Source organism: Amycolatopsis sp. MEPSY49 (assembly GCF_051337345.1).
In the GTDB taxonomy this organism is placed as follows: Bacteria; Actinomycetota; Actinomycetes; order Mycobacteriales; family Pseudonocardiaceae; genus Amycolatopsis.
This window is the reverse complement of the sequence record NZ_JBDLYJ010000007.1, coordinates 285,313-303,532: the sequence shown is the minus strand read 5'-3', so window position 1 is coordinate 303,532 and position 18,220 is coordinate 285,313. Positions and strand designations below refer to the sequence as shown.

Below are 18,220 nucleotides of genomic sequence, written 5' to 3'. Positions count from 1 at the left end.
CGGCTATTGTGCGGGACGTGACCGCGAATCCCGCCACCACGGTGGTCGTCGTGACCTGGCGGGGCGCCGGGCACGTCACCGCCTGCCTCGACGCGCTCGCCGCGCAGACGCGTCCACATCGGACGCTCGTGGTGGACAACGCCTCCGACGACGGCACCGCCGCCCTGCTCGCGGCCCATCCTTCGCACCCGCAAGTAATTCGCCTGCCGCGCAACACGGGCTACGCGGGCGCGCTCGCCGTCGCCGCGAAGCGCGTCGAGACGCCGCTGATGGCGTGGCTAAACGACGACGCCGAACCGGAGCCGGACTGGCTGGCGACACTCGAAGACACCCTGGAAAAAGCGCCCTTGGCGGGCGCGGCGACGTCCCGGCTCGTGCGCCCCGACGGCACCACGCAGTCCGCCGGCGTCCGGCTGACCGCCGACGGCCACGGCGCCGACCTCACCGAGCCCGCCGCCGAGGTGTTCGGCTTCTGCGGCGGCGCGGCGCTCCTGCGGACGGACGTGCTGAAGAGCGTGCACGGCGTCCCGGCCGGCTTCTTCTGCTACTACGAGGACACCGACACGGCGTGGCGGCTGCGGCTGGCCGGCTGGGACGTCGTCGCGGCGCCCGAAGCCCGCGTCCGGCACGCCCATGGCGTCAGCAGCGAGCTGGGATCGCCGCTGTTCCACCGCTGGAACGAGCGCAACCGGCTGCTCATGCTGCTGCGCTGCGCGCCCCGCGGGATCGCGGTGAACCAGCTGGTGAAGTTCGCCGTGTTGACAGCGGTGCTGCCGCTGCGGCCGGGACGTCCCGCCGCGGCGAACTTCCGGTTCGGCCTGCGCTGCCGGGTGCTGGCCGAGGTGGTGACGCGGCTGCCGGCGACGCTGGCGGCCCGCCGCCGGATCGGCCGTGACGCCGCGCTCAGCCGAGGCGCGGTCTGGGAGGCTTGGGCTGGCCTTTAAGCTGGCGCTCAATCCGACGAAGGAGCTGGCTTTGGCGCAGGGGGAACCGCAACCGCTCGTCTCGGTGATCGTGGTCAACTACCGCGGCGCCGACGACACGATCACCTGCCTGCGCGCGCTCGCCGAGCACGACTACCCCGAGCTCGAGCTGATCTGCGTCGACAACTCCGACGAAGCCGCGCGCATCCGCGAAGCCGTCCCCCAGGCCAACGTCGTCGAGGCCGGCCGCAACACCGGGTTCGCCGGCGGCTGCAACCTCGGCGCGAAGCACGCGAAGGGCACTGTCCTCGGCTTCCTCAACAACGACGCCCGCCCGGCGCCCGGCTGGGTCTCCGCCGCGGTCGCCGAACTGCGCGCGCAGCCCCGCGTCGCCGCCGTGGCCAGCAAGGTCCTCGACTGGGACGGCACCGGCACCGACTTCGTCGACGGCGGCCTGACCTGGTTCGGCATGGGCTACAAGCGCCACGCGGGCTCGCCCCTGGCCGACGTCCCGGCCGCCGAGCACGAGGTCGCGAAGGACGTCCTGTTCGGCACGGGCTCCGCGATGTTCGTGCGCTCGTCGGTGTTCGCCGAGCTCGGCGGCTTCGACGAGCGGTTCTTCATGTTCTACGAGGACGTCGACCTCGGCTGGCGGCTCAACCTGCGCGGCTGGCGCGTCCGGTACGTCCCCGAATCGCTGACCTACCACCGCCACCACGGCACGATGGCCGCGGTCGACGCGCCGGAAACCGGCCGCGAGACCTTCCTCCTCGAGCGCAACGCCCTGGCCGCGCTCTACAAGAACCTTTCCGACGAGACGCTCGCCCGCGCGCTGCCCGCGGCGCTCGCCCTGGCCGTCCGCCGGGCGACCGCGCGCGGCGAGCTGGACGCGACCCAGCTGGACCTCGAACAGGGCGTCGGCCCGATCGAGTCCGGCGACGTCGCCATCCCGCGGACCACGCTCGCCGGGCTCCTCGCGATCGACCAGTTCGTCGAGCAGCTGCCGTCGCTGGCCGAGTCGCGCGCGGTCGAGCAGGCCGCCCGCGTCCGCACCGACGCCGACCTGCTTCCGTTGCTGCGCAAGGCGTTGGAGCCCGCGTACCCGCTGCCGCGCTACCTCGCCGCGCACGACATCCTCGTCGAGGCGTTCGGCATCGAGAAAGCGTTCGGCCGGCGTCGCAAGATCCTGGTGATCACCGGCGACGCGCTCACCGAGCGGATGGCCGGCCCGGCGATCCGCGCCTGGAACATCGCGCTGGCGCTGTCCGCCGAGCACGACGTCCACCTCGTCACCACCAACCCGCTCGCCACGCCGCCGCCCGCGCCGTTCCGCGTCAGCGCCGGCAAGCACCGCGAGCTGGAAGCGCCGATCGCCTGGGCCGACGTCGTCGTCCTGCAGGGCCACGTGCTCGAGCTCGCGCCGTCGCTGAAGAAGGAGCACAGCGGCAAGATCGTCGTCGCCGACCTCTACGACCCGATGCACCTGGAGCTGCTGGAGCAGGGCAAGGGCGTCGCCGACGACCGGCGCGCGGCCGACCTCGCCGGCGTCACCCGCGTGCTGGACGCCCAGATCGAGCGCGGCGACTTCTTCCTCTGCGCGTCCGAGCGGCAGCGGCACCTGTGGCTCGGCCACCTCGCCGCGCTCGGCCGGCTTTCCCCGCGGCTCTACGACGCCGACCCGACAACGCAGTCGCTGCTCGCGGTAGTCCCTTTCGGACTGTCACCGCAGGCCCCGGTGCGCACCGGGCCCGGGCTGCGCTCGTCGCTGGGCATCGGCGGCACCGACCACGTCATCCTGTGGGCCGGCGGGGTGTACAGCTGGTTCGACCCGCTGACGCTGATCCGCGCGATGGACGAACTGCGCCGCCGCCGCGCCGACGTCCGGCTGGTGTTCCTCGGCATGAAGCACCCGAACCCCGAGGTCGCCGAGATGGACATCGGCACGCGCACGATCCGGCTCGCGGATTCGCTGGGGCTGACCGGGAAGCACGTCTACTTCAACGAGCAGTGGGTGCCCTACCACGAGCGCCAGAACTGGCTGCTGGACGCGAACTGCGGCGTCACCACGCACTACGAGCACGTCGAGACGACGTTCGCCTTCCGCACCCGGGTGCTCGACTACCTGTGGGCCGGGCTGCCGATCGTCACCACCGACGGCGACTCGTTCGCCGACCTGGTGCGCGCCGAACGGCTGGGTGTCGTCGTCCCGGCCGAGGACGCTTCCGCGCTGGCGAACGCGCTCGAGAAGTGCCTGTACGACGAGGAGTTCGCCGCCGGCTGCGTCGAACGGATCGCCGTCGTCGCGCAGCGGTACACCTGGCCGGAGGCGCTGAAGCCGCTGGTGGAGTTCTGCCGCGACCCGCGCCCGGCGGCCGACCGGCTGCCCGGGTCGGCGGACCTGACGACGACCGCGCCGGTTCGCGGCCGCGCGATGCTGCGCCGCGACGCCGACCTGATCCGCGAGTACCTCGCCGCGGGCGGTCCGTCGGAGCTGGCGCGGCGTGCGGGCGGCCGGGCGTTGAAGATCGTGAAGCAGCGGCTCCGCCGTGGCTAGGTCCCTGAGCGTCCTCCTCGACGGCACCCCGCTGCTCGGCGCGCGCACCGGGATCGGCCGGTACACCTCGGCGCTGATCGAAGAGCTGGTGTCGATCCCCGAGGTGGACACGCGCGCGGTGGCGTTCACCTTGCGCGGCTGGCGGCGGCTGCGGCACGTGCTCCCGTACGGCGCGCGGGCGCGCGGGATGCCGGTGGCGGCGCGGCTGCTGCGGGCGGCGTGGATGCGCTCGGAATTCCCGCCGGTGGAACTGTTCGCCGGCCCGACGGACGTCGTGCACGGCACGAACTTCGTGCTGCCGGCCCGCTTCCGCGCGGCGGGCGTGGTGACGATCCACGATCTGGCCTTTTTGGACAATCCCGCGGAGCTGGCACCCAGCGACCGCGGCCTGCCGGAGCTGGTCCGCCGCGGCGCCCGCCGAGCCAACGTGATCTGCACCCCGACGGCGGCGGTGGCCGACTCGGTGGCGGAGCGCCTGGACGTCTCCCGCGACAAGATCGTGGTGACACCGCTGGGCGTGAACCCGGCGTGGTTCACCGCGCGCCCGCCCGACGACGAGCGTCGTGAGCGCCTCGGCTTGCCCGCGCGGTACTTGTTGTTCGCGGGGGCGGCGGGGCCGCGCAAGGGCCTGGACTGGCTGACGCGCGCGCACGAGGCCGCCCCGGACCTGCCGGACCTGGTGTTCGCCGGCCCGGGCCCGTTCCCGCGCTCGTCCCGGACCGCGCAGACCGGCTATCTGTCCGATGTGGACCTGCGCACGGTGGTGGCGGGGGCGTCGGCACTGGTGCTGCCGTCGCGCGACGAGGGGTTCGGGCTGCCGGTACTGGAGGCGATGGCCTCGGACGTCCCGGTGGTGTGCACGGACATCCCGGCGTTGCGTGAGGTAGCGGGCGACTGCGCGAGCCTGGTCCCGTACGGGGACGTGGACGGGCTGGCGGAGGCGTTGCGCACGGCGGTGACGGACCCGCACGCGGTGGCGACGTCGGCATCCCGTCGAGCGCACGCGGCGAACTTCACCTGGCGTACGTGCGCCGAGCTGACCGTCGGCGCCTACCGGATGGCCTCAGGCCGTCACTGAGCCTCGAAATAGGCCGCCAGGGCTTCTTCCCACGGCCGCATCGGGGTCAGCCACGCCTCTTTCCACGACGCCGGGGACAGCACCGAGTACGCCGGCCGCGTCGCCGCCTGCGGGTACTCCGCCGACGTGCACGGCTTGACCCGCGACGGATCCGCGCCCAGGTGCCGGAAAATCGCCTTCGCGAACCCGCACCAGCTCACCGACCCGGCGTTCGTGCAGTGCAGGATCCGCCGCTCCGGCCCATCCCCCGCGGCGACCCGGGAAGCCAGCTCCAGCAACCCCGAAGCCAGATCGGAAGTCCACGTAGGACCGCCGACCTGATCGTCCACAACAGACAGTTCCGGACGAGAAGACTCCAACCGCGCCATGGTCTTCACGAAGTTCGAGCCCGCATGCCCGTACAGCCACCCGGTCCGCACGACCCACGAGGAAGCCCCCGACCCGAGCACGGCGTCTTCACCCGCCGCCTTGGTCCGGCCGTACGCCGACCGCGGCCCCAGCTCGTCCGAAGGCTCGTACGGCGAAGAAGCGTCCCCGGGGAACACGTAATCCGTCGACACGTGGATCAACGGCACCCGCCGGGAAGCACAAGCCGCGGCCAGGACGCGGGGCCCGTCCGCGTTCACCGCGAACGCCCGTTCCTCGTCCGTCTCGGCCTTGTCGACCGCCGTGTACGCCGCCGCGTTGATCACGACCGGGGCCGACCCGTTCTCGCGGGCCCGGTCGGCCAGCGCGCCGACCGCGGCCAGCACCTGGCCCGTCGCCGTCACGTCCAGCTCGGCCGAACCCGGAGCGACGACCTCGAGACCGGGACCAGCCAGCGCGGCCAGGTCCCGGCCGAGCTGCCCGGATCCCCCGGGCACAAGCACCGTCAGCGGCACGAAAACCCCTACTTCTTCAGCGCGGCCCGCTCCGCCAGGGGCTCCCACCACGCGCGATTGTCCGTGTACCAGGCCACTGTCGCGGCCAGACCGTCCTCGAAGGACACGCGCGGAGCGTACCCCAGCTCCGAACCGATCTTCGTGATGTCCACCGAGTACCGGCGGTCGTGGCCCTTGCGGTCCTCGACCGGCTCGACGCTGTCCCAGCCCGCGCCGACCGCCGCGAGCAGCTTCTCCGTCAGAGCCCGGTTCGTCAGCTCGGTGCCGCCGCCGATGTTGTAGATCTCGCCCGGCCGCCCGCCGTCGGCGACCAGCTGGATGCCGTGGCAGTGGTCGTCCACGTGCAGCCAGTCACGGACGTTGAGGCCGTCGCCGTACAGCGGCACCTTCCGGCCGTCGAGGAGGTTCGTCACGAACAGCGGGATGACCTTCTCCGGGAACTGGTACGGACCGTAGTTGTTGGAACACCGCGTGATGCAGACCGGAAGCCCGTGCGTGCGGAAGAACGAGCGCGCCACCAGGTCGGACGACGCCTTCGACGCCGAATAGGGCGAGTTCGGCTCCAGCACGTGGTCCTCGGTCCAGGACCCGGTCTCGATCGAGCCGTACACCTCGTCGGTGGACACGTGCACGAACTTGGCGACGCCCGCTTCCAGGGCCGCCTGCAGCAGGTTCTGCGTGCCCAGCACGTTCGTCAGCACGAAGTCGGCGGCCCCGAGGATCGAGCGGTCCACATGCGACTCGGCGGCGAAGTGCACCACCAGGTCCACCCCGCGCATGACTTCGGCGACCTTCCGCGCGTCGCAGATGTCGCCGCGCACGAACCGCAGCCGCGGGTCGGCGGCGACCGGGGCCAGGTTGGCCTCGTTGCCGGCGTAGGTGAGTTTGTCCAGCACCACCACCTCGGCGTCGCGCAGCGCCGGGTAAGCGCCGCTCAGCGTCTGCCGGACGTAGTGCGACCCGATGAAGCCGGCACCACCGGTGACCAGGACCCGCATCTTCCCGCCTTTCCCTCGGCCCCGACCGGGGCAATCGGCCCCCAGCCTACGGAGGCCTGACAACACCCTCAGTAGAGTCATGGTGGGAGGCACATCGGTGCCCTGGGGGAAGCACGGGGTTCACAGGGGAGGAAGCGCGTGACCGAATGGCCTGCGCCGACCGTCCCGGCGCGCCGCAACCACGGCGTCGCGGTCTTCGCGCGCCGCGGCGGCAAGGTCGTCGTGTCCCTGTTGTCCGTCGCGATCCTGGCCCTGACCTGGTACGGCTGGCACTACATCGGCGACCCGAACACCGGCCTGACCACCACGAACGTCTTCGCCGACACCGAAGCCCACGCGAAGCCGCTCGACGGCGCGATCGACATCCTCCTGGTCGGCCAGGACAGCCGCACCGACGCGCAGGGCAACCCGCTCCCCCGCGAGGTGCTGGACATGCTGCACGCCGGCGTCTCCGACGGCGAGCTGAACACCGACACGATGATCCTCGTGCACATCCCCCAGAACGGGAAGCACGCGATCGCGATCTCGTTCCCCCGCGACTCCTGGGTGGAGCTCGCCGGCGGCTACGGCAAGCACAAGCTCAACAGCGCCTTTGTCTACGCGTACACGGACACTTACAAAACGTTGCAGCGCCAGGGCATGACCGACCTGAAGCAGGCCGACGCGGAAGCCAAGGTCGCCGGCCGGAAGAACCTGATCGCCACGATCGAGAAGTTCATCGGCAAGCCGGGCATGATCGACCGCTACGCCGAGGTCAACCTGGCGAGCTTCTACGAGATCACCAAGTCGATCGGCGGCGTCGAGGTCTGCCTCAACGGACCGGTCAAAGAGGTGAAGTCCGGGGTGGACCTGCCGGGCGGGCGCCAGACGATCGAGGGCGTGCAGGCGCTCGCGTTCGTCCGCCAGCGCTACGGCCTGCCCAACTACGACCTCGACCGGATCGCGCGCCAGCAGGCGTTCCTCTCCGGGCTGGCCCGCAAGGTGATCTCGAGCGACGTCCTGACCAGCCCGGCGAAGATCGCCGACCTCGTCTCGGCGGTGAAGAAGTCCGTCGTGGTCTCGCAGGGCTGGGACCTGACCGAGTTCGCCGAGCAGATGCGCGGCCTGACCGGCGGCAACATCGAGTTCCACACCATCCCGACGCTGGGCAACGCGGTGATCGGCGGTGCCGACGTGCTGCGCGTCGACCAGGCCGCGGTCCAGGCCGAGGTGACGCGGCTGACTTCGGACGGCGACACCCCGGCCCAGCCGACGTCGACGCAGCTGCCGGGCGCGAAGGCCGTCACGATCGAGCTGTTCGACGGCTCGGGCTCGGCGTCGCTGGCCGGCCAGACCCACACGATGCTCCAGAGCAAGGGCTTCACCCTCGCCGCCGACCAGAAGCTGAGCACCCGCAACACCACCGTCGTCCGGTACAACCCGGCCGACAGCGCCGCGCTGGACCTGGTCAAGCAGGCGCTGGGCACGAGCGTCCAGGCCGAGCCGGACCGCGACGTCACCGCCGGGCACGTGCGCGTGCTGCTGGGCAAGGACTTCCGCAGCTCGGCCGCCGGCGCGGGCGGCGCGCCGACGTCGTCGGCCCCGAAGGCGCCGCCGTCCAGCGTGACTCCGGCCACCCCCGCCGCTCCGGCGATCACCGCGGGCGACGTTCCCTGCGTCAACTAGACTGAGCACGCAGGGTGGTCGGGGGAGGTAAGCAGGGGATGGAAGACGAGCAGGAACAGCCGGAACCGGCCGAAACGCCGGTGACGCAGCGCGACGATCCGGAGTGGAAGCCGTCGCCGTTCCCGCGGACGGCTCCGGTGGCCGAGGCGCCTTCGCGGGCGCGACGCGCCGGGCGGGTCACGCGCCGGATCGCGGTCGGGCTCGTCTCGCTGCTCGCGCTCGGCGCCAGCGGCTACGCCTACGTCACCAAGGACCAGCTGCAGCAGAACGTCCCGACGACCGACGCGCTCACCCCGCGGGCCGGCGAGCCCGCGCCGCCGCCCGCCGACGACGGCGCCGACGACATCCTGCTCGTCGGCAGCGACGCGCGGACGGACGCGCAGGGCAACCAGCTCCCGCTGCGCGTGCTGAAGGAGCTGCGGACCGAGGCCAACAACGGCGCGGTCAACACCGACACGGTCATCCTGCTGCGGGTGCCGAAGGACGGCTCGAAGCCGTCGGCGGTGTCCGTGCCGCGGGACACGTGGACCGACGTCCCCGGCCGCGGCAAGGCGAAGATCAACTCGGCGTACGGCATCGCGAAGGCCCACTTCGCGCAGCAGCTGCGCGCGCAGGGCGAACGCGACCAGGCGAAGATCGAGCGAGACTCGGACACCGAGGGCCGCCGGGTCCTGGTGCAGACGGTGCAGGACCTCACGCAGGTGCGCGTCGACCACTACGCCGAGATCAACCTGCTGGGCTTCTACCTGCTCACCGAGGCGCTCGGCGGGGTCAAGGTGTGCCTGAACCACTCGACCGAGGACAAGGACTCGGGCGCGAACTTCCACCGCGGCGAGCAGACGGTTTCGGGCGGTGAGGCGCTTTCGTTCGTCCGGCAGCGCAAGAACCTGCCGCGCGGCGACCTCGACCGGATCGTGCGGCAGCAGGCGTTCCTGTCCTCGGCCCTGCACCAGGTGCTTTCGGCGGGGACGCTGACCAGCCCGGGCACGCTGAACAACCTGATGGACGCGGTGCACCGGTCGCTGGTCCTCGACCCGGGCCTCGACCTGCTGCAGTTCGCGCAGCAGGCGAAGGGCATCGCGTCGGGCGACCTGTCGTTCGCGACGATCCCGGTGATCACGGCGAACGGGCGCAGCGAAGACGGCCAGAGCATCGTGGAGATCGACCCGAAGGCGGTCCGCGCGTTCGTGGCGGGCCTGGCCGGCCGCCCGGCGCCGGGCGGCTCCCCGGCGGCCGGCGGCGCGGTCCCCGCGGGTGGCGGCTCGGGCAGCGGCGCCGCCCCCGCGGCGGCACCACTGCTCCAGGCCTCCGACGGAGTCCCCTGCGTCAACTGACCGGAGCTTTCACGTGAAAGCTACGGCCCGAACCCGCACTTTCACGTGAAAGTGCGGGTTCGGTCAGGCGAAGTCGGCGCGGTGGTCCTCCACCCACTGCCGGAACGTCCGCGGCGGGTTCCCGGTCACCTCGCGCACGACGTCCGTCACCGGCGACGGCTCGCGAGTCGTCCGTTCCCAGACCCGCAGCACCCCCGGCGGCACCTCGGGCGGCCAGCCCAGCGCGACCATCCGCTCGGTGGCCTGCTCGGGCGTCAGCTCCTCGAGCGACAGCGGCCGGCCGAGGACGTCGGCGAGGACGGCCGCCTGCTCGCGGAAGCTGATCGGCTCCGGCCCGGTCAGCTGCAGTGCCGCTCCGAAGTGGGAGCCGTCCGCGAGGACCTTCGCCGCGACGTCGCCCAGGTCCCGCTCGTGGACGGCCCCGATCCGCGCGTCCGGGTACGGGGTGCGGACGACACCCTCGGCGATGTCCGCGCGCCAGCCCAGGACGTTCGTCGCGAACGCGCCCGGGTGCAGGATCGTCTCCGCGAACGGCGCCGCGATCAGCGCCTCCTCCACCACCCGGTGCAGGCGCGCGATGCGGCTGTGCGCGGAATCCGGTTCGAGCGTCGCGCCCGACGACAGCAGCACGACGTGCCGCACGCCGGCCGCTTCGGCCGCCTTCACGAAGCCCTCGATCCCCGACGGCCGCGTGTACAGGAACACCGATTCGACGCCGTCGAGCGCCGCGTCCAGTGTGGACGGATCTTCGAGGTCGGCGCTCACCTTCGCCGTGGGCACGTCGAGCGTGGTGGCGTCGCGGCTCGACGCGCGCACGTCCTGACCTGCGGCGACGAGCGCGTCGAGCACGGCGCGGCCGACGTGTCCGCGCGCGCCGGTGACGAGAATGGTCATGGTTGTCCCCAGTTCCCAAGTTACATTTGTTTGCAAAGCAAACGTACTGAGACCGACGTGTCGGTGTCAACCGGCGAAGCGCGTGGTCCGCGCTTTAGCCTGTCCGCATGAGCCTGACCGACGAGCTGCTGCGCCCGCTGCTGGCCTCGCCCGCGAAACCGTTGATCACCCACTACGACGACCAGCTGGGCAGCCGCGTCGAGCTGTCCGTGGTGACGACCGCCAACTGGGCGGCCAAGACGGCCAACTGGCTGACCGAGGAGTTCGACGTCGAGCCGGGCGACGCGGTGGCCGTGCAGCTCCCGGCGCACTGGCAGACCGTCGGCGTCCTGCTCGGGGCGTGGTGGTGCGGGGCGCGCGTCGTGACCGATGGCGCCGGCGCGCGGGTCGCGTTCGTCGGACCGGACGACCCGGAGCCGACCGGAGCCGCGGCGACGGCCGTCGTCACGCTCGACCCGATGGGCCGCGGGCTGGCCGAGCCGCCCGGCGGCGGCGCGTTCGACTACCTGACGGAGTCCCGCGCGGCGGGCGACCAGTACAGCCCGCTGTTCCCCATCCCAGGTGACACGGCCACACTCTTCGAGTCCACTGTGGACGAGGTGCTGGCCGAAGCCCGGGCGCGGGCGGCAAAACTGGGCCTCACCGCCGCCGACCGGGTGCTGTCCACCCGGGACTGGAGCGGGCCGGAGGGCATCCTCGACGGCCTGCTCGTCCCCCTCGCCGCGGGCGCCCACCTGGTCCACGTGAGCAACGCGGACGAGGCCAAGCTGCAGGCCCGCCGTGATGCCGAGCGCACCACGGCGGACCTCCCGGCCTAGGCGTTCTGCAGCTCGCCGGCCTCGGCTTCGCGGCGGGCCCGCTTGCGGCCCCACAACAGGTGGTCCAGCGAGAGGCGGCCGCCGTTGAAGCCGAGGGCGAGCCCGGCCAGCGCGAGCACCAGGACCAGCTCGTACCCGCCCTGCCCGGTCAGGCCGTTGTCGATGTGCACCGAAAGCAGCGCGCCCACCGAAATCACGACGTACCCGATGCCCACCAGCGGCATCAGGAACCCGACGATGAACGCGATCGAGCCGAGGATTTCGACGGTCATCGCGAACACCGCGGCGACCGTGGGCAGCGGGATGCCCGTCATCTCGAAGAACTTCGCCGTGCCGTCGATGCCGTTGTTCCACTTCTGGAGCCCGTGCGCGAGGAAGACGACCGCGACGCCGATCCTCCCCAGCAGCAGCGCCACGTCCTTGAATCGTCCGAACATCGGTTTCAGCTCCCCGGTGGGTGAATTTTCAACTGACCCGCCCCAAGTTAGGGCCCCGGATCGCCGGATCGAAGCTCCGGAGGGTGATCGACAGGGAACCGACAGGGATCGAAATTCGCTTTTCGCGCGACCCGCCCCAGGGTTATCTTCGCCCTGACCTGCGTTCACGACCGTGAGGAGACCCCGATGCGCCGACAGACCGTCCTGCCCGGCCTGTCACCCGCATCACAAAGGACCTCCCACCACCGTGAAAACCCTGAACATCGGCATCCTCGCGCACGTCGACGCCGGTAAGACCAGCCTGACCGAGCGCCTGCTCTTCGAAGCGGGCGCCATCGACCACCTCGGCAGCGTCGACGACGGCGACACCCAGACCGACACCCTCGAGCTGGAACGCCGTCGCGGCATCACCATCCGCTCCGCGGTGGTCTCGTTCCTGGTCGGCGACACCCGGATCACGCTGATCGACACCCCGGGCCACTCGGACTTCATCGCCGAAGTCGAACGCGCGCTGCGCGTGCTCGACGGCGCCGTGCTCGTGGTGTCCGCCGTCGAAGGCGTCCAAGCCCAGACCCGCGTGCTGATGCGGACGCTGCGCCGCCTCGGCATCCCGACGCTGATCTTCGTCAACAAGATCGACCGGATGGGCGCCCGCGACCAGCTCGGCGACATCCGCGCGAAGCTGGCGCCGCGGGCGATCCCGCTGACCGACGCGACGTCACCGGAATTCCTCGCCGACGGCGACGACGCGTTCCTGGAGTCCTATGTGGACGACCGCGTCGACGAGGCCGCCTGCCGCGCCGAGCTGACCCGGCAGGTCGCGCGGGGCCTGGCGCACCCCGTCCTGACCGGCTCGGCGATCACCGGTACCGGCGTCGCGGACCTCGTCACGGCGATGACCGAGCTGCTCCCGGCGACCGAACGCACCGGCGCCGGCCGGCTGGCCGCGACGGTGTTCAAGATCGACCGCGGCCGCGCGGGCGAGAAGATCGCCTACGCGCGCCTGCACTCCGGCTCCCTGGCCCCGCGGCAGCGGATTCCGTTCTACCGCGGTGAAACCGAGCTGACCGGCCGGGTCTCGGCGATCGAGGTCGCCGGCGACGACGTGGCGCTCGCCGGCGACGTCGCCCGGGTACGCGGGCTGCGTGAGGTCCGGATCGGCGACCGGCTCGGCACTCCCGGCACTGCCCGCGACGGCGGGTTCGCGCCGCCGAGCCTGGAGACCGTGGTGCGGCCGGTCCGGCCCGGGGAAGCCGCGGCGCTGTTCACGGCGTTGACGCGGCTGTCCGAAGAGGACCCGTTGATCGACGTCCGCCGCCGCGGCCACGACGTCTCGGTCCGGCTCTACGGCGAGGTGCAGAAGGAGGTGCTGCGCTCGATGCTGGCCGACGGCGCCGGCATCGACGTCACGTTCGAAGAGACGCGCACGCTGTACGTCGAGAAGCCGATCGGCGCCGGGGAAGCGGTCGAGGAGCTGGATCCGGCGCAGCGGCTGTACTTCTTCGCCACGGTCGGGTTGCGGGTGGAACCCGGTTCCGGGGTTTCGTTCGGGTTGTCGGTCGAGCTGGGCTCGTTGCCGCTGGCGTTCCACAAGGCGATCGAGGAAACCGTCCACAGCACGCTCGAGCAGGGGTTGCACGGCTGGGAGGTGCTCGACGTCGCCGTCACGCTGACGCACACGGCGTTCTTCAGCCCGCTCAGCGCGGCCAGTGACTTCCGCAAGATGACGCCGCTGGTGCTGATGGCGGCGCTGAAGGAGGCCGGGACGCGGGTGCACGAGCCGGTACACCGCTTCGAGCTGGAAATCCCGGCGAACGCCATCAGCGCGGTGCTGCTCAAGCTCGGGCAGCTGCGCGCGCTGCCCGGCGAGCCCGTCGCCGGGCCGTCGTCGTGCACGCTGCACGGCACGATCCCGGCAGAGCACGTCCACGCGTTCGAGCAGGCGCTGCCGGCCCTGAGCCAGGGCGAGGGCGTCTTCCTCAGCGAGTTCGCCGACTACCGGCCGTACCCCGGTCCGCCGCCGACGCGGCCGCAGACCGGTGAGAACCCGTTGGACCGCAAGGAATACCTCGCCCAGGTGGCCCGGCGTTAGCGCTTGTGCGCCCAGGCGGCGCCGAAGCAGTACGCGCCGAACGCGGCGAGGCCGAGCGCGACGACGGTGAGCAGCACGGTGCCGAAGGGCTGGGCGGCGAGCGTCTTGAGGGCGGTGTCCAGCCCGCCGGCCTTGTTCGGGTCGGCCTGGAACCCGGCGATGGCGAGGAGGATCGCGACCACGGTGAAGACGACGGCCTTGGCGAGGTAGCCGACCCGGCCGACGCCGCCGATCCAGCGCTGGGTCTTGCCCGGCAGCTCGGTCGTGTTCAGGTCTTCGAGGAACTTCTTCTTGACGCCCTTCACCTCGGCGGCGATCGCGACCCCGAGGACGCCCGCGGCGGCGATGACCACCAGCGCCCGGCCGGCGGGCAGCTTCAGCAGCTCGGCGGTGAACTCCTGCTGGTTCTGGCTGCTCGACCCGCCGGAGCTGCTGCCGGTGGCGATCCGGAAGGCGGTGAAGCCCAGCACGATGACGACGACCCCGCGGGCGGCGGCGCCGATCCGCTTGCGCGTCCGCTTCCCGCCGCTGACCCACTCGTAGCCGGTGGCGGCCATCATGAACTGCCAGAGGCCGAACAGGACGAGGCCGATGGCCACGATCCACAGCAGGACCTGGCCGAACGCCGTCGAGCCGATCTGCTGCAGCGCGCCCTTCTGGTCGGCCTGCTCACTGTCGCCGAAGGCGACCTGGACGGCGAGGTAGGCGATGACGAGGTGCACGACGCCGTAGCAGGCCATGCCGATCCGGCCGAGCAGCTGAGCGGTGTCGCTCTTCTCGCCTCGCTGGGCGTCCGCCTCGGTCCGGCGCACTCCTCTTTCGGCCTTCGCCTCGGCCCGGTTCGCGCGGTCTGATGTCCGGTTCATGCCTGGTCAGGTACCCGCTCCGGGTCGTGATCGGTTGGGCCAAGCGGCCTAATCACTTGCTGTGCCTGTGGAACGATCGCGGTGTGAACGCGCGATTGGTCGGCTACTGGTCGGAGTCGGAGCTGTACCCCGGCTCGCCCGAGTACACCGAACTCGGCTTCCGCGCCGACGGGACGGGCTGGCAGTACTGGTCGAGCTGGAGCACGGAGTTCGCCGTCCACCGCTTCGACTGGGCGGAGCCGGAACCGGGCCGGCTCGCCCTGCGGCTGCGGATGGAGCTCGACGGCACGTGGTCGCTGGACGGCGCCGAGGTCGCCCACCGCGTCGAGCGCCGACAGCACGTCGACGAGCTCATCGAGCTGGCCTGGGCCCTGGAGCCGGGCCCGGAGCTGACGCTCGACCGCCCGCTCGACGAGTTCCTGGGCGGCACGCGGTTCCGGCCGGTCGAGGGCGGCGGCACGGACCCGACGCCGGCTTAGGCGGGCCGGCGCCGGACTTCGTCGAGGCGCGCCCAGCCGCCGTTGACGGCCAGCAGCGTCAGCACCTGCTCGGCCTGCTCGGCGAAGCGCGCGAGGTCGTCGTGCAGCAGGGCGGCGCGTTCGCCGTCGAGCTGGTCGAAGTCGTCCCACCAGAGCGAGATGGCCGAGCCCGCCCTGACGGCCAGCCCCTGGGTGAGGCTCAGGAACCCGGGCGACGGCTCGGCGGCAGCGGCGCGATAGGCCGTCTCGATCTCGTCACAGGCGGCGAGCAGGTCACGCAGCTGGCGGACGGCACCGGCCGGGGTCCCGTCCCAGGCGGCCGTCGGCCAGGCGCGGTCGGACAGCTCGAGCCACAGCCGCCAGCCGGCGACCAGCTCGGCTTCGTCGTGGGGCGTCCAGGACGCCGGAACCGGCCAGTACATCCTTCGAGAGTGACACCGCCGGAGCGGAAATCCGCCCCGGCGGTGGGTTATGTCTCATGTGGCGAAACTCAGCTGATCACCGGCGGCACGGGCACGCAGGGCGGCGTCTTGGCGTGGGCCGGATCGAGCGCGTTGAGCACGAGCCCCTCGGCGACGGGGTCGTAGGTGATGCCGAGGTGGTCGGTGAAGTCGAGCACGCAGACGTTCTGCAGCAGGATGTTCTTGACGTTGGGTTTTTGCGCCAGGAAGGCACTGGTGTAGGGCGTGACGACGTCGTCGTACCGGGTCTGGATGACGGTGTACTGGATGCCGTCGACGGTCTCGCCACCGGAGTTGAGGTCGGTGAGGAAGTCCGAGCCGACGGCCTGTTCGTTGCAGGCCTGGCAGACGGTCCCGAGCGCGGCGGGCACGCCGGGGATCATTTCGAGGGTGCTGAGCAGGCCGAAGAGATCGGTCCCGTGGTTCGACGGCGAGAGCCCGACGACCCGGCTGATCTTGTCGGCGCCCCCGAGGTACTTGATCCAGTAACGGACGTTCATCCCGCCCTGCGAGTGCCCGACGACGTCGAGCTTGGCCGCCCCGGTCTTTTCGAGGATCTTGTCCCCGAAGGCGGCAAGCGCTTTCGTGGTGTCGGCGATGGGCCCGACGGTCTGCAGGAAGGAGCCGGGCGCCCCGCCGAAGTTGCCGGCGAAGACGCAGTAGCCGGCGTTGGCGAGCTTCCAGGAGAGGTTGGCCCAGTTTTCGTAGGCGTTGGCGGTGGTCCCGTTGGAGAGCAGGACGGGGTTGGGGTGCTGAGCGGTGGGTTTGCAGTTCCAGTCGTTGGCTCCGGGCGGCGCAATGGTCGGGTTGCCGAGCGAGTAGACGGCGGCGGTGAGGATGTTGGGCTGAACGGGCCCGGTCGGTTCTCGTTCGGCCGCTCGTGCGGTCCCCGGCCCCAGTACGAGCACCGCCACCGTGGCAGCGGCGGTCATGAGCCACCCGCGCGTCGTTGCACCCATCCGTTTCACCTCTCTGTGAACCGATGGTGATCCGCGTCACCAGTGACTTAACGCGCGGGTAACTTGTTCGGACACTCCCCCGAGTGGGTCATTTTCTTCCCCGGTCGCACCTGGTAGACGCCTTGCGGCCGCCCCTGGGAGTCGGGAAGAATCAGGAGCGGATAGCCAGGTCTCGTTCGACAGTTCTCCGACGCGCGGCTTGGTGGCCGCGCCCGAGCCGGGGCACGCCGCACGTGACGTGGTTATCAAGAAGTTGATCAAGAAGTTGCCGGCAAACCACGACCCTCGGTGAGGATCCCACCGAGGGCCCGTGGGCCGCGAAGGGCAAAGAGGCCCAGACCTCCCCGCAACCCCGATCCGAAGCCAGGACACGGCCGGCGGTGCCGGGTCAAGGCATCTTTCCCGCCTTGACGCGGTACCGCCGGCCGTAGTCACAATGGGCGAGCGGGGTGGCGAAGACCAACTGGAGTCAGAGGTCCCGGCCTCAGGGGCGGCGAAGCCGCTCCAGGCTCGGGGCTGGCGAAGCCGGCCCCGACCTCAACACCGACCCCACACGCAGAACGGCCCCCAGCGCGATCACCGCGCCGAGGGCCGTTCCAGTCTTCCGAAGGTCAGCCCTTGAGCAGAGCCCGAGCCATGACAACCTTCTGAATCTGGTTGGTACCTTCATAAATCTGCGTGATCTTGGCGTCCCGCATCATCCGCTCCACGGGGAAGTCCCGCGTATACCCAGCCCCACCAAAAAGCTGAACGGCATCGGTAGTCACCTCCATGGCGATATCCGACGCATAAGCCTTGGCGGCCGAAGCCATGAACCCAGCCCGCTTGTCCCCACGCTCGGAGGCCGCCGCCGAGGCATAAACCAAGTGCCGGGCGGCCTCGATCTTGGTCCCCATGTCAGCCAGCATGAACTGAACACCCTGGAACTCGGCGATCGACTTGCCGAACTGCTTGCGGTCCTTCACGTAAGCGACCGCAGCATCGAGAGCGCCCTGCGCGATGCCGAGAGCCTGCGCACCGATGGTCGGCCGGGTGTGATCCAACGTCCGCAGCGCGGTCTTCAACCCCGTACCCGGCTCACCGATGATCCGATCCTCCGGAATAGTGCAGTTCTCGAAGTAGATCTCACGAGTCGGCGAGCCCTTGATACCAAGCTTCTTTTCCTTGGGTCCCACCGAAAAACCCGGGTCGTCCTTGTGCACGACGAACGCCGAAATCCCGTTGGCCTTCTTCTCCGCATCCGGGTCGGTCACGGCCATCACCGTGTACCAGGACGACTCACCGGCGTTGGTGATCCAGCACTTGGTGCCGTTGAGCACCCAGTGGTCACCATCCAGCCGAGCCCGCGTCCGCATCGAAGCCGTGTCCGAACCCGCCTCACGCTCCGACAGCGCGTACGACGCCGAAGCCTCGCCCGAAGCGATCGACGGCAGCACGAGCTTCTTCACGCTCTCCGAACCGGACAGGATGATCGGCTGCGTGCCGAGCTTGTTCACCGCCGGGATCAGCGACGCCGACGCGTCGACCCGCGCGACCTCTTCGATCACGATGCAGGCGCCGACGGCGTCCGCGCCCTGGCCGTCGTACTCCTCGCCGATGTGGACGGCGTTGAACCCGGACTTGACCAGCGCGTTGTACGCCTCGATCGGGTAGCGCTCGTTCTCGTCGACCTCGGCCGCGTACGGCGCGATCTCCTTCTCGGCCAGAGCCCGGACCGCGGCCCGCAGCTCCTCGTGCTCCTCGGCAAGCTGGTACAGGCCGTCGGTCACTTCGGGTCACCT

General features: G+C 70.9%; 16 protein-coding genes. 8 read left to right on the top strand and 8 right to left on the bottom strand.

Translation table 11 applies throughout. The features are described from left to right. Positions 1-8 precede the first annotated feature (8 nt). The 3 genes from ABFJ78_RS30235 to ABFJ78_RS30225 are packed head-to-tail and all read left to right on the top strand — an operon-like array spanning position 9 to position 4,555. On the top strand, positions 9-944 hold the full coding sequence (locus ABFJ78_RS30235) for a glycosyltransferase family 2 protein (protein ID WP_436389961.1): 936 nt from the start codon (positions 9-11) through the stop codon (positions 942-944). Between the two features lie 31 nt (positions 945-975). Then, positions 976-3,477, top strand: a complete 2,502-nt coding sequence (locus ABFJ78_RS30230; RefSeq protein ID WP_436389960.1) for a glycosyltransferase — start codon at positions 976-978, stop codon at positions 3,475-3,477. Then, positions 3,470-4,555 (top strand): glycosyltransferase family 4 protein, encoded by a 1,086-nt coding sequence (locus ABFJ78_RS30225; protein WP_436389959.1) that lies wholly within the window; start codon positions 3,470-3,472, stop codon positions 4,553-4,555. The genes ABFJ78_RS30230 and ABFJ78_RS30225 overlap by 8 nt, the downstream gene beginning before the upstream one ends. Here ABFJ78_RS30225 and rfbD read toward each other — a convergent pair. Together rfbD and rfbB are read right to left on the bottom strand one after the other, a co-directional pair. Beyond that, positions 4,549-5,436 carry a dTDP-4-dehydrorhamnose reductase gene (gene rfbD, locus ABFJ78_RS30220; protein ID WP_436389958.1) on the bottom strand — a complete coding sequence of 296 codons (888 nt, stop codon included), beginning with the start codon at positions 5,434-5,436 and terminating at the stop codon, positions 4,549-4,551. The genes ABFJ78_RS30225 and rfbD overlap by 7 nt on opposite strands. Before the next feature lie 8 nt (positions 5,437-5,444). Further along, entirely contained in the window at positions 5,445-6,434 is a 990-nt protein-coding gene (gene rfbB / locus ABFJ78_RS30215) for a dTDP-glucose 4,6-dehydratase (RefSeq protein ID WP_436389957.1), read from the bottom strand. 138 nt (positions 6,435-6,572) lie between these two features. Between rfbB and ABFJ78_RS30210 the strand changes: the two genes are divergently transcribed. Together ABFJ78_RS30210 and ABFJ78_RS30205 are read left to right on the top strand one after the other, a co-directional pair. After that, complete coding sequence (locus ABFJ78_RS30210) at positions 6,573-8,099, top strand: LCP family protein (protein WP_436389956.1); 1,527 nt, start codon at positions 6,573-6,575, stop codon at positions 8,097-8,099. Positions 8,100-8,137: 38 nt separating this feature from the next. After that, positions 8,138-9,433, top strand: coding sequence for an LCP family protein (locus ABFJ78_RS30205; RefSeq protein ID WP_436389955.1), 1,296 nt, complete (start codon positions 8,138-8,140; stop codon positions 9,431-9,433). 63 nt (positions 9,434-9,496) lie between these two features. Here the strand turns inward: ABFJ78_RS30205 and ABFJ78_RS30200 are convergent, their stop codons facing one another. Then, the gene (locus ABFJ78_RS30200; protein WP_436389954.1) at positions 9,497-10,327 is read right to left on the bottom strand and encodes an NmrA family NAD(P)-binding protein; all 831 of its coding nucleotides are present in this window, start codon (positions 10,325-10,327) and stop codon (positions 9,497-9,499) included. A gap of 107 nt (positions 10,328-10,434) precedes the next feature. On the opposite strand from ABFJ78_RS30200, the gene ABFJ78_RS30195 reads away from it, so the two are divergent. Further along, positions 10,435-11,145 carry a TIGR03089 family protein gene (locus ABFJ78_RS30195; RefSeq protein WP_436389953.1) on the top strand — a complete coding sequence of 237 codons (711 nt, stop codon included), beginning with the start codon at positions 10,435-10,437 and terminating at the stop codon, positions 11,143-11,145. Here the strand turns inward: ABFJ78_RS30195 and ABFJ78_RS30190 are convergent. Further along, positions 11,142-11,582: a DoxX family protein gene (locus tag ABFJ78_RS30190; RefSeq protein WP_436389952.1), complete on the bottom strand. Its 441-nt coding sequence runs from the start codon at positions 11,580-11,582 to the stop codon at positions 11,142-11,144. The two genes, ABFJ78_RS30195 and ABFJ78_RS30190, sit on opposite strands and share 4 nt — an antisense overlap. A gap of 247 nt (positions 11,583-11,829) precedes the next feature. Here ABFJ78_RS30190 and ABFJ78_RS30185 point away from each other — a divergent pair, with 247 nt between their 5' ends. Continuing rightward, on the top strand, positions 11,830-13,674 hold the full coding sequence (locus ABFJ78_RS30185; RefSeq protein ID WP_436389951.1) for a GTP-binding protein: 1,845 nt from the start codon (positions 11,830-11,832) through the stop codon (positions 13,672-13,674). Here ABFJ78_RS30185 and ABFJ78_RS30180 read toward each other — a convergent pair. After that, positions 13,671-14,486, bottom strand: a complete 816-nt coding sequence (locus ABFJ78_RS30180; protein WP_436390162.1) for a DUF1206 domain-containing protein — start codon at positions 14,484-14,486, stop codon at positions 13,671-13,673. The genes ABFJ78_RS30185 and ABFJ78_RS30180 overlap by 4 nt on opposite strands. Before the next feature lie 137 nt (positions 14,487-14,623). Here ABFJ78_RS30180 and ABFJ78_RS30175 point away from each other — a divergent pair, with 137 nt between their 5' ends. Beyond that, positions 14,624-15,019 carry a hypothetical protein gene (locus ABFJ78_RS30175; protein ID WP_436389950.1) on the top strand — a complete coding sequence of 132 codons (396 nt, stop codon included), beginning with the start codon at positions 14,624-14,626 and terminating at the stop codon, positions 15,017-15,019. Here ABFJ78_RS30175 and ABFJ78_RS30170 read toward each other — a convergent pair. The 3 genes from ABFJ78_RS30170 to ABFJ78_RS30160 form a co-directional block, all read right to left on the bottom strand. Further along, positions 15,016-15,441 carry a hypothetical protein gene (locus ABFJ78_RS30170; protein ID WP_436389949.1) on the bottom strand — a complete coding sequence of 142 codons (426 nt, stop codon included), beginning with the start codon at positions 15,439-15,441 and terminating at the stop codon, positions 15,016-15,018. The two genes, ABFJ78_RS30175 and ABFJ78_RS30170, sit on opposite strands and share 4 nt — an antisense overlap. Positions 15,442-15,509: 68 nt before the next feature. After that, entirely contained in the window at positions 15,510-16,439 is a 930-nt protein-coding gene (locus ABFJ78_RS30165; RefSeq protein WP_436389948.1) for an esterase/lipase family protein, read from the bottom strand. Positions 16,440-17,050: 611 nt separating this feature from the next. Continuing rightward, a complete protein-coding gene (locus tag ABFJ78_RS30160) occupies positions 17,051-18,208 on the bottom strand; it encodes an acyl-CoA dehydrogenase family protein (protein ID WP_436389947.1) in 1,158 nt (385 codons plus the stop codon). Positions 18,209-18,220 lie beyond the last annotated feature (12 nt).

What these genes read in the sequence shown, in the direction of transcription:
- ABFJ78_RS30200 (WP_436389954.1), bottom strand. Translation starts at nt 10,327, where the DNA reads ATGACCATTCTCGTCACCGGCGCGCGCGGACACGTCGGCCGCGCCGTG.
- ABFJ78_RS30205 (WP_436389955.1), top strand. Translation starts at nt 8,138, where the DNA reads ATGGAAGACGAGCAGGAACAGCCGGAACCGGCCGAAACGCCGGTGACG.
- ABFJ78_RS30165 (WP_436389948.1), bottom strand. Translation starts at nt 16,439, where the DNA reads ATGGGTGCAACGACGCGCGGGTGGCTCATGACCGCCGCTGCCACGGTG.
- ABFJ78_RS30195 (WP_436389953.1), top strand. Translation starts at nt 10,435, where the DNA reads ATGAGCCTGACCGACGAGCTGCTGCGCCCGCTGCTGGCCTCGCCCGCG.
- rfbB (WP_436389957.1), bottom strand. Translation starts at nt 6,434, where the DNA reads ATGCGGGTCCTGGTCACCGGTGGTGCCGGCTTCATCGGGTCGCACTAC.
- ABFJ78_RS30170 (WP_436389949.1), bottom strand. Translation starts at nt 15,441, where the DNA reads ATGTACTGGCCGGTTCCGGCGTCCTGGACGCCCCACGACGAAGCCGAG.
- ABFJ78_RS30190 (WP_436389952.1), bottom strand. Translation starts at nt 11,582, where the DNA reads ATGTTCGGACGATTCAAGGACGTGGCGCTGCTGCTGGGGAGGATCGGC.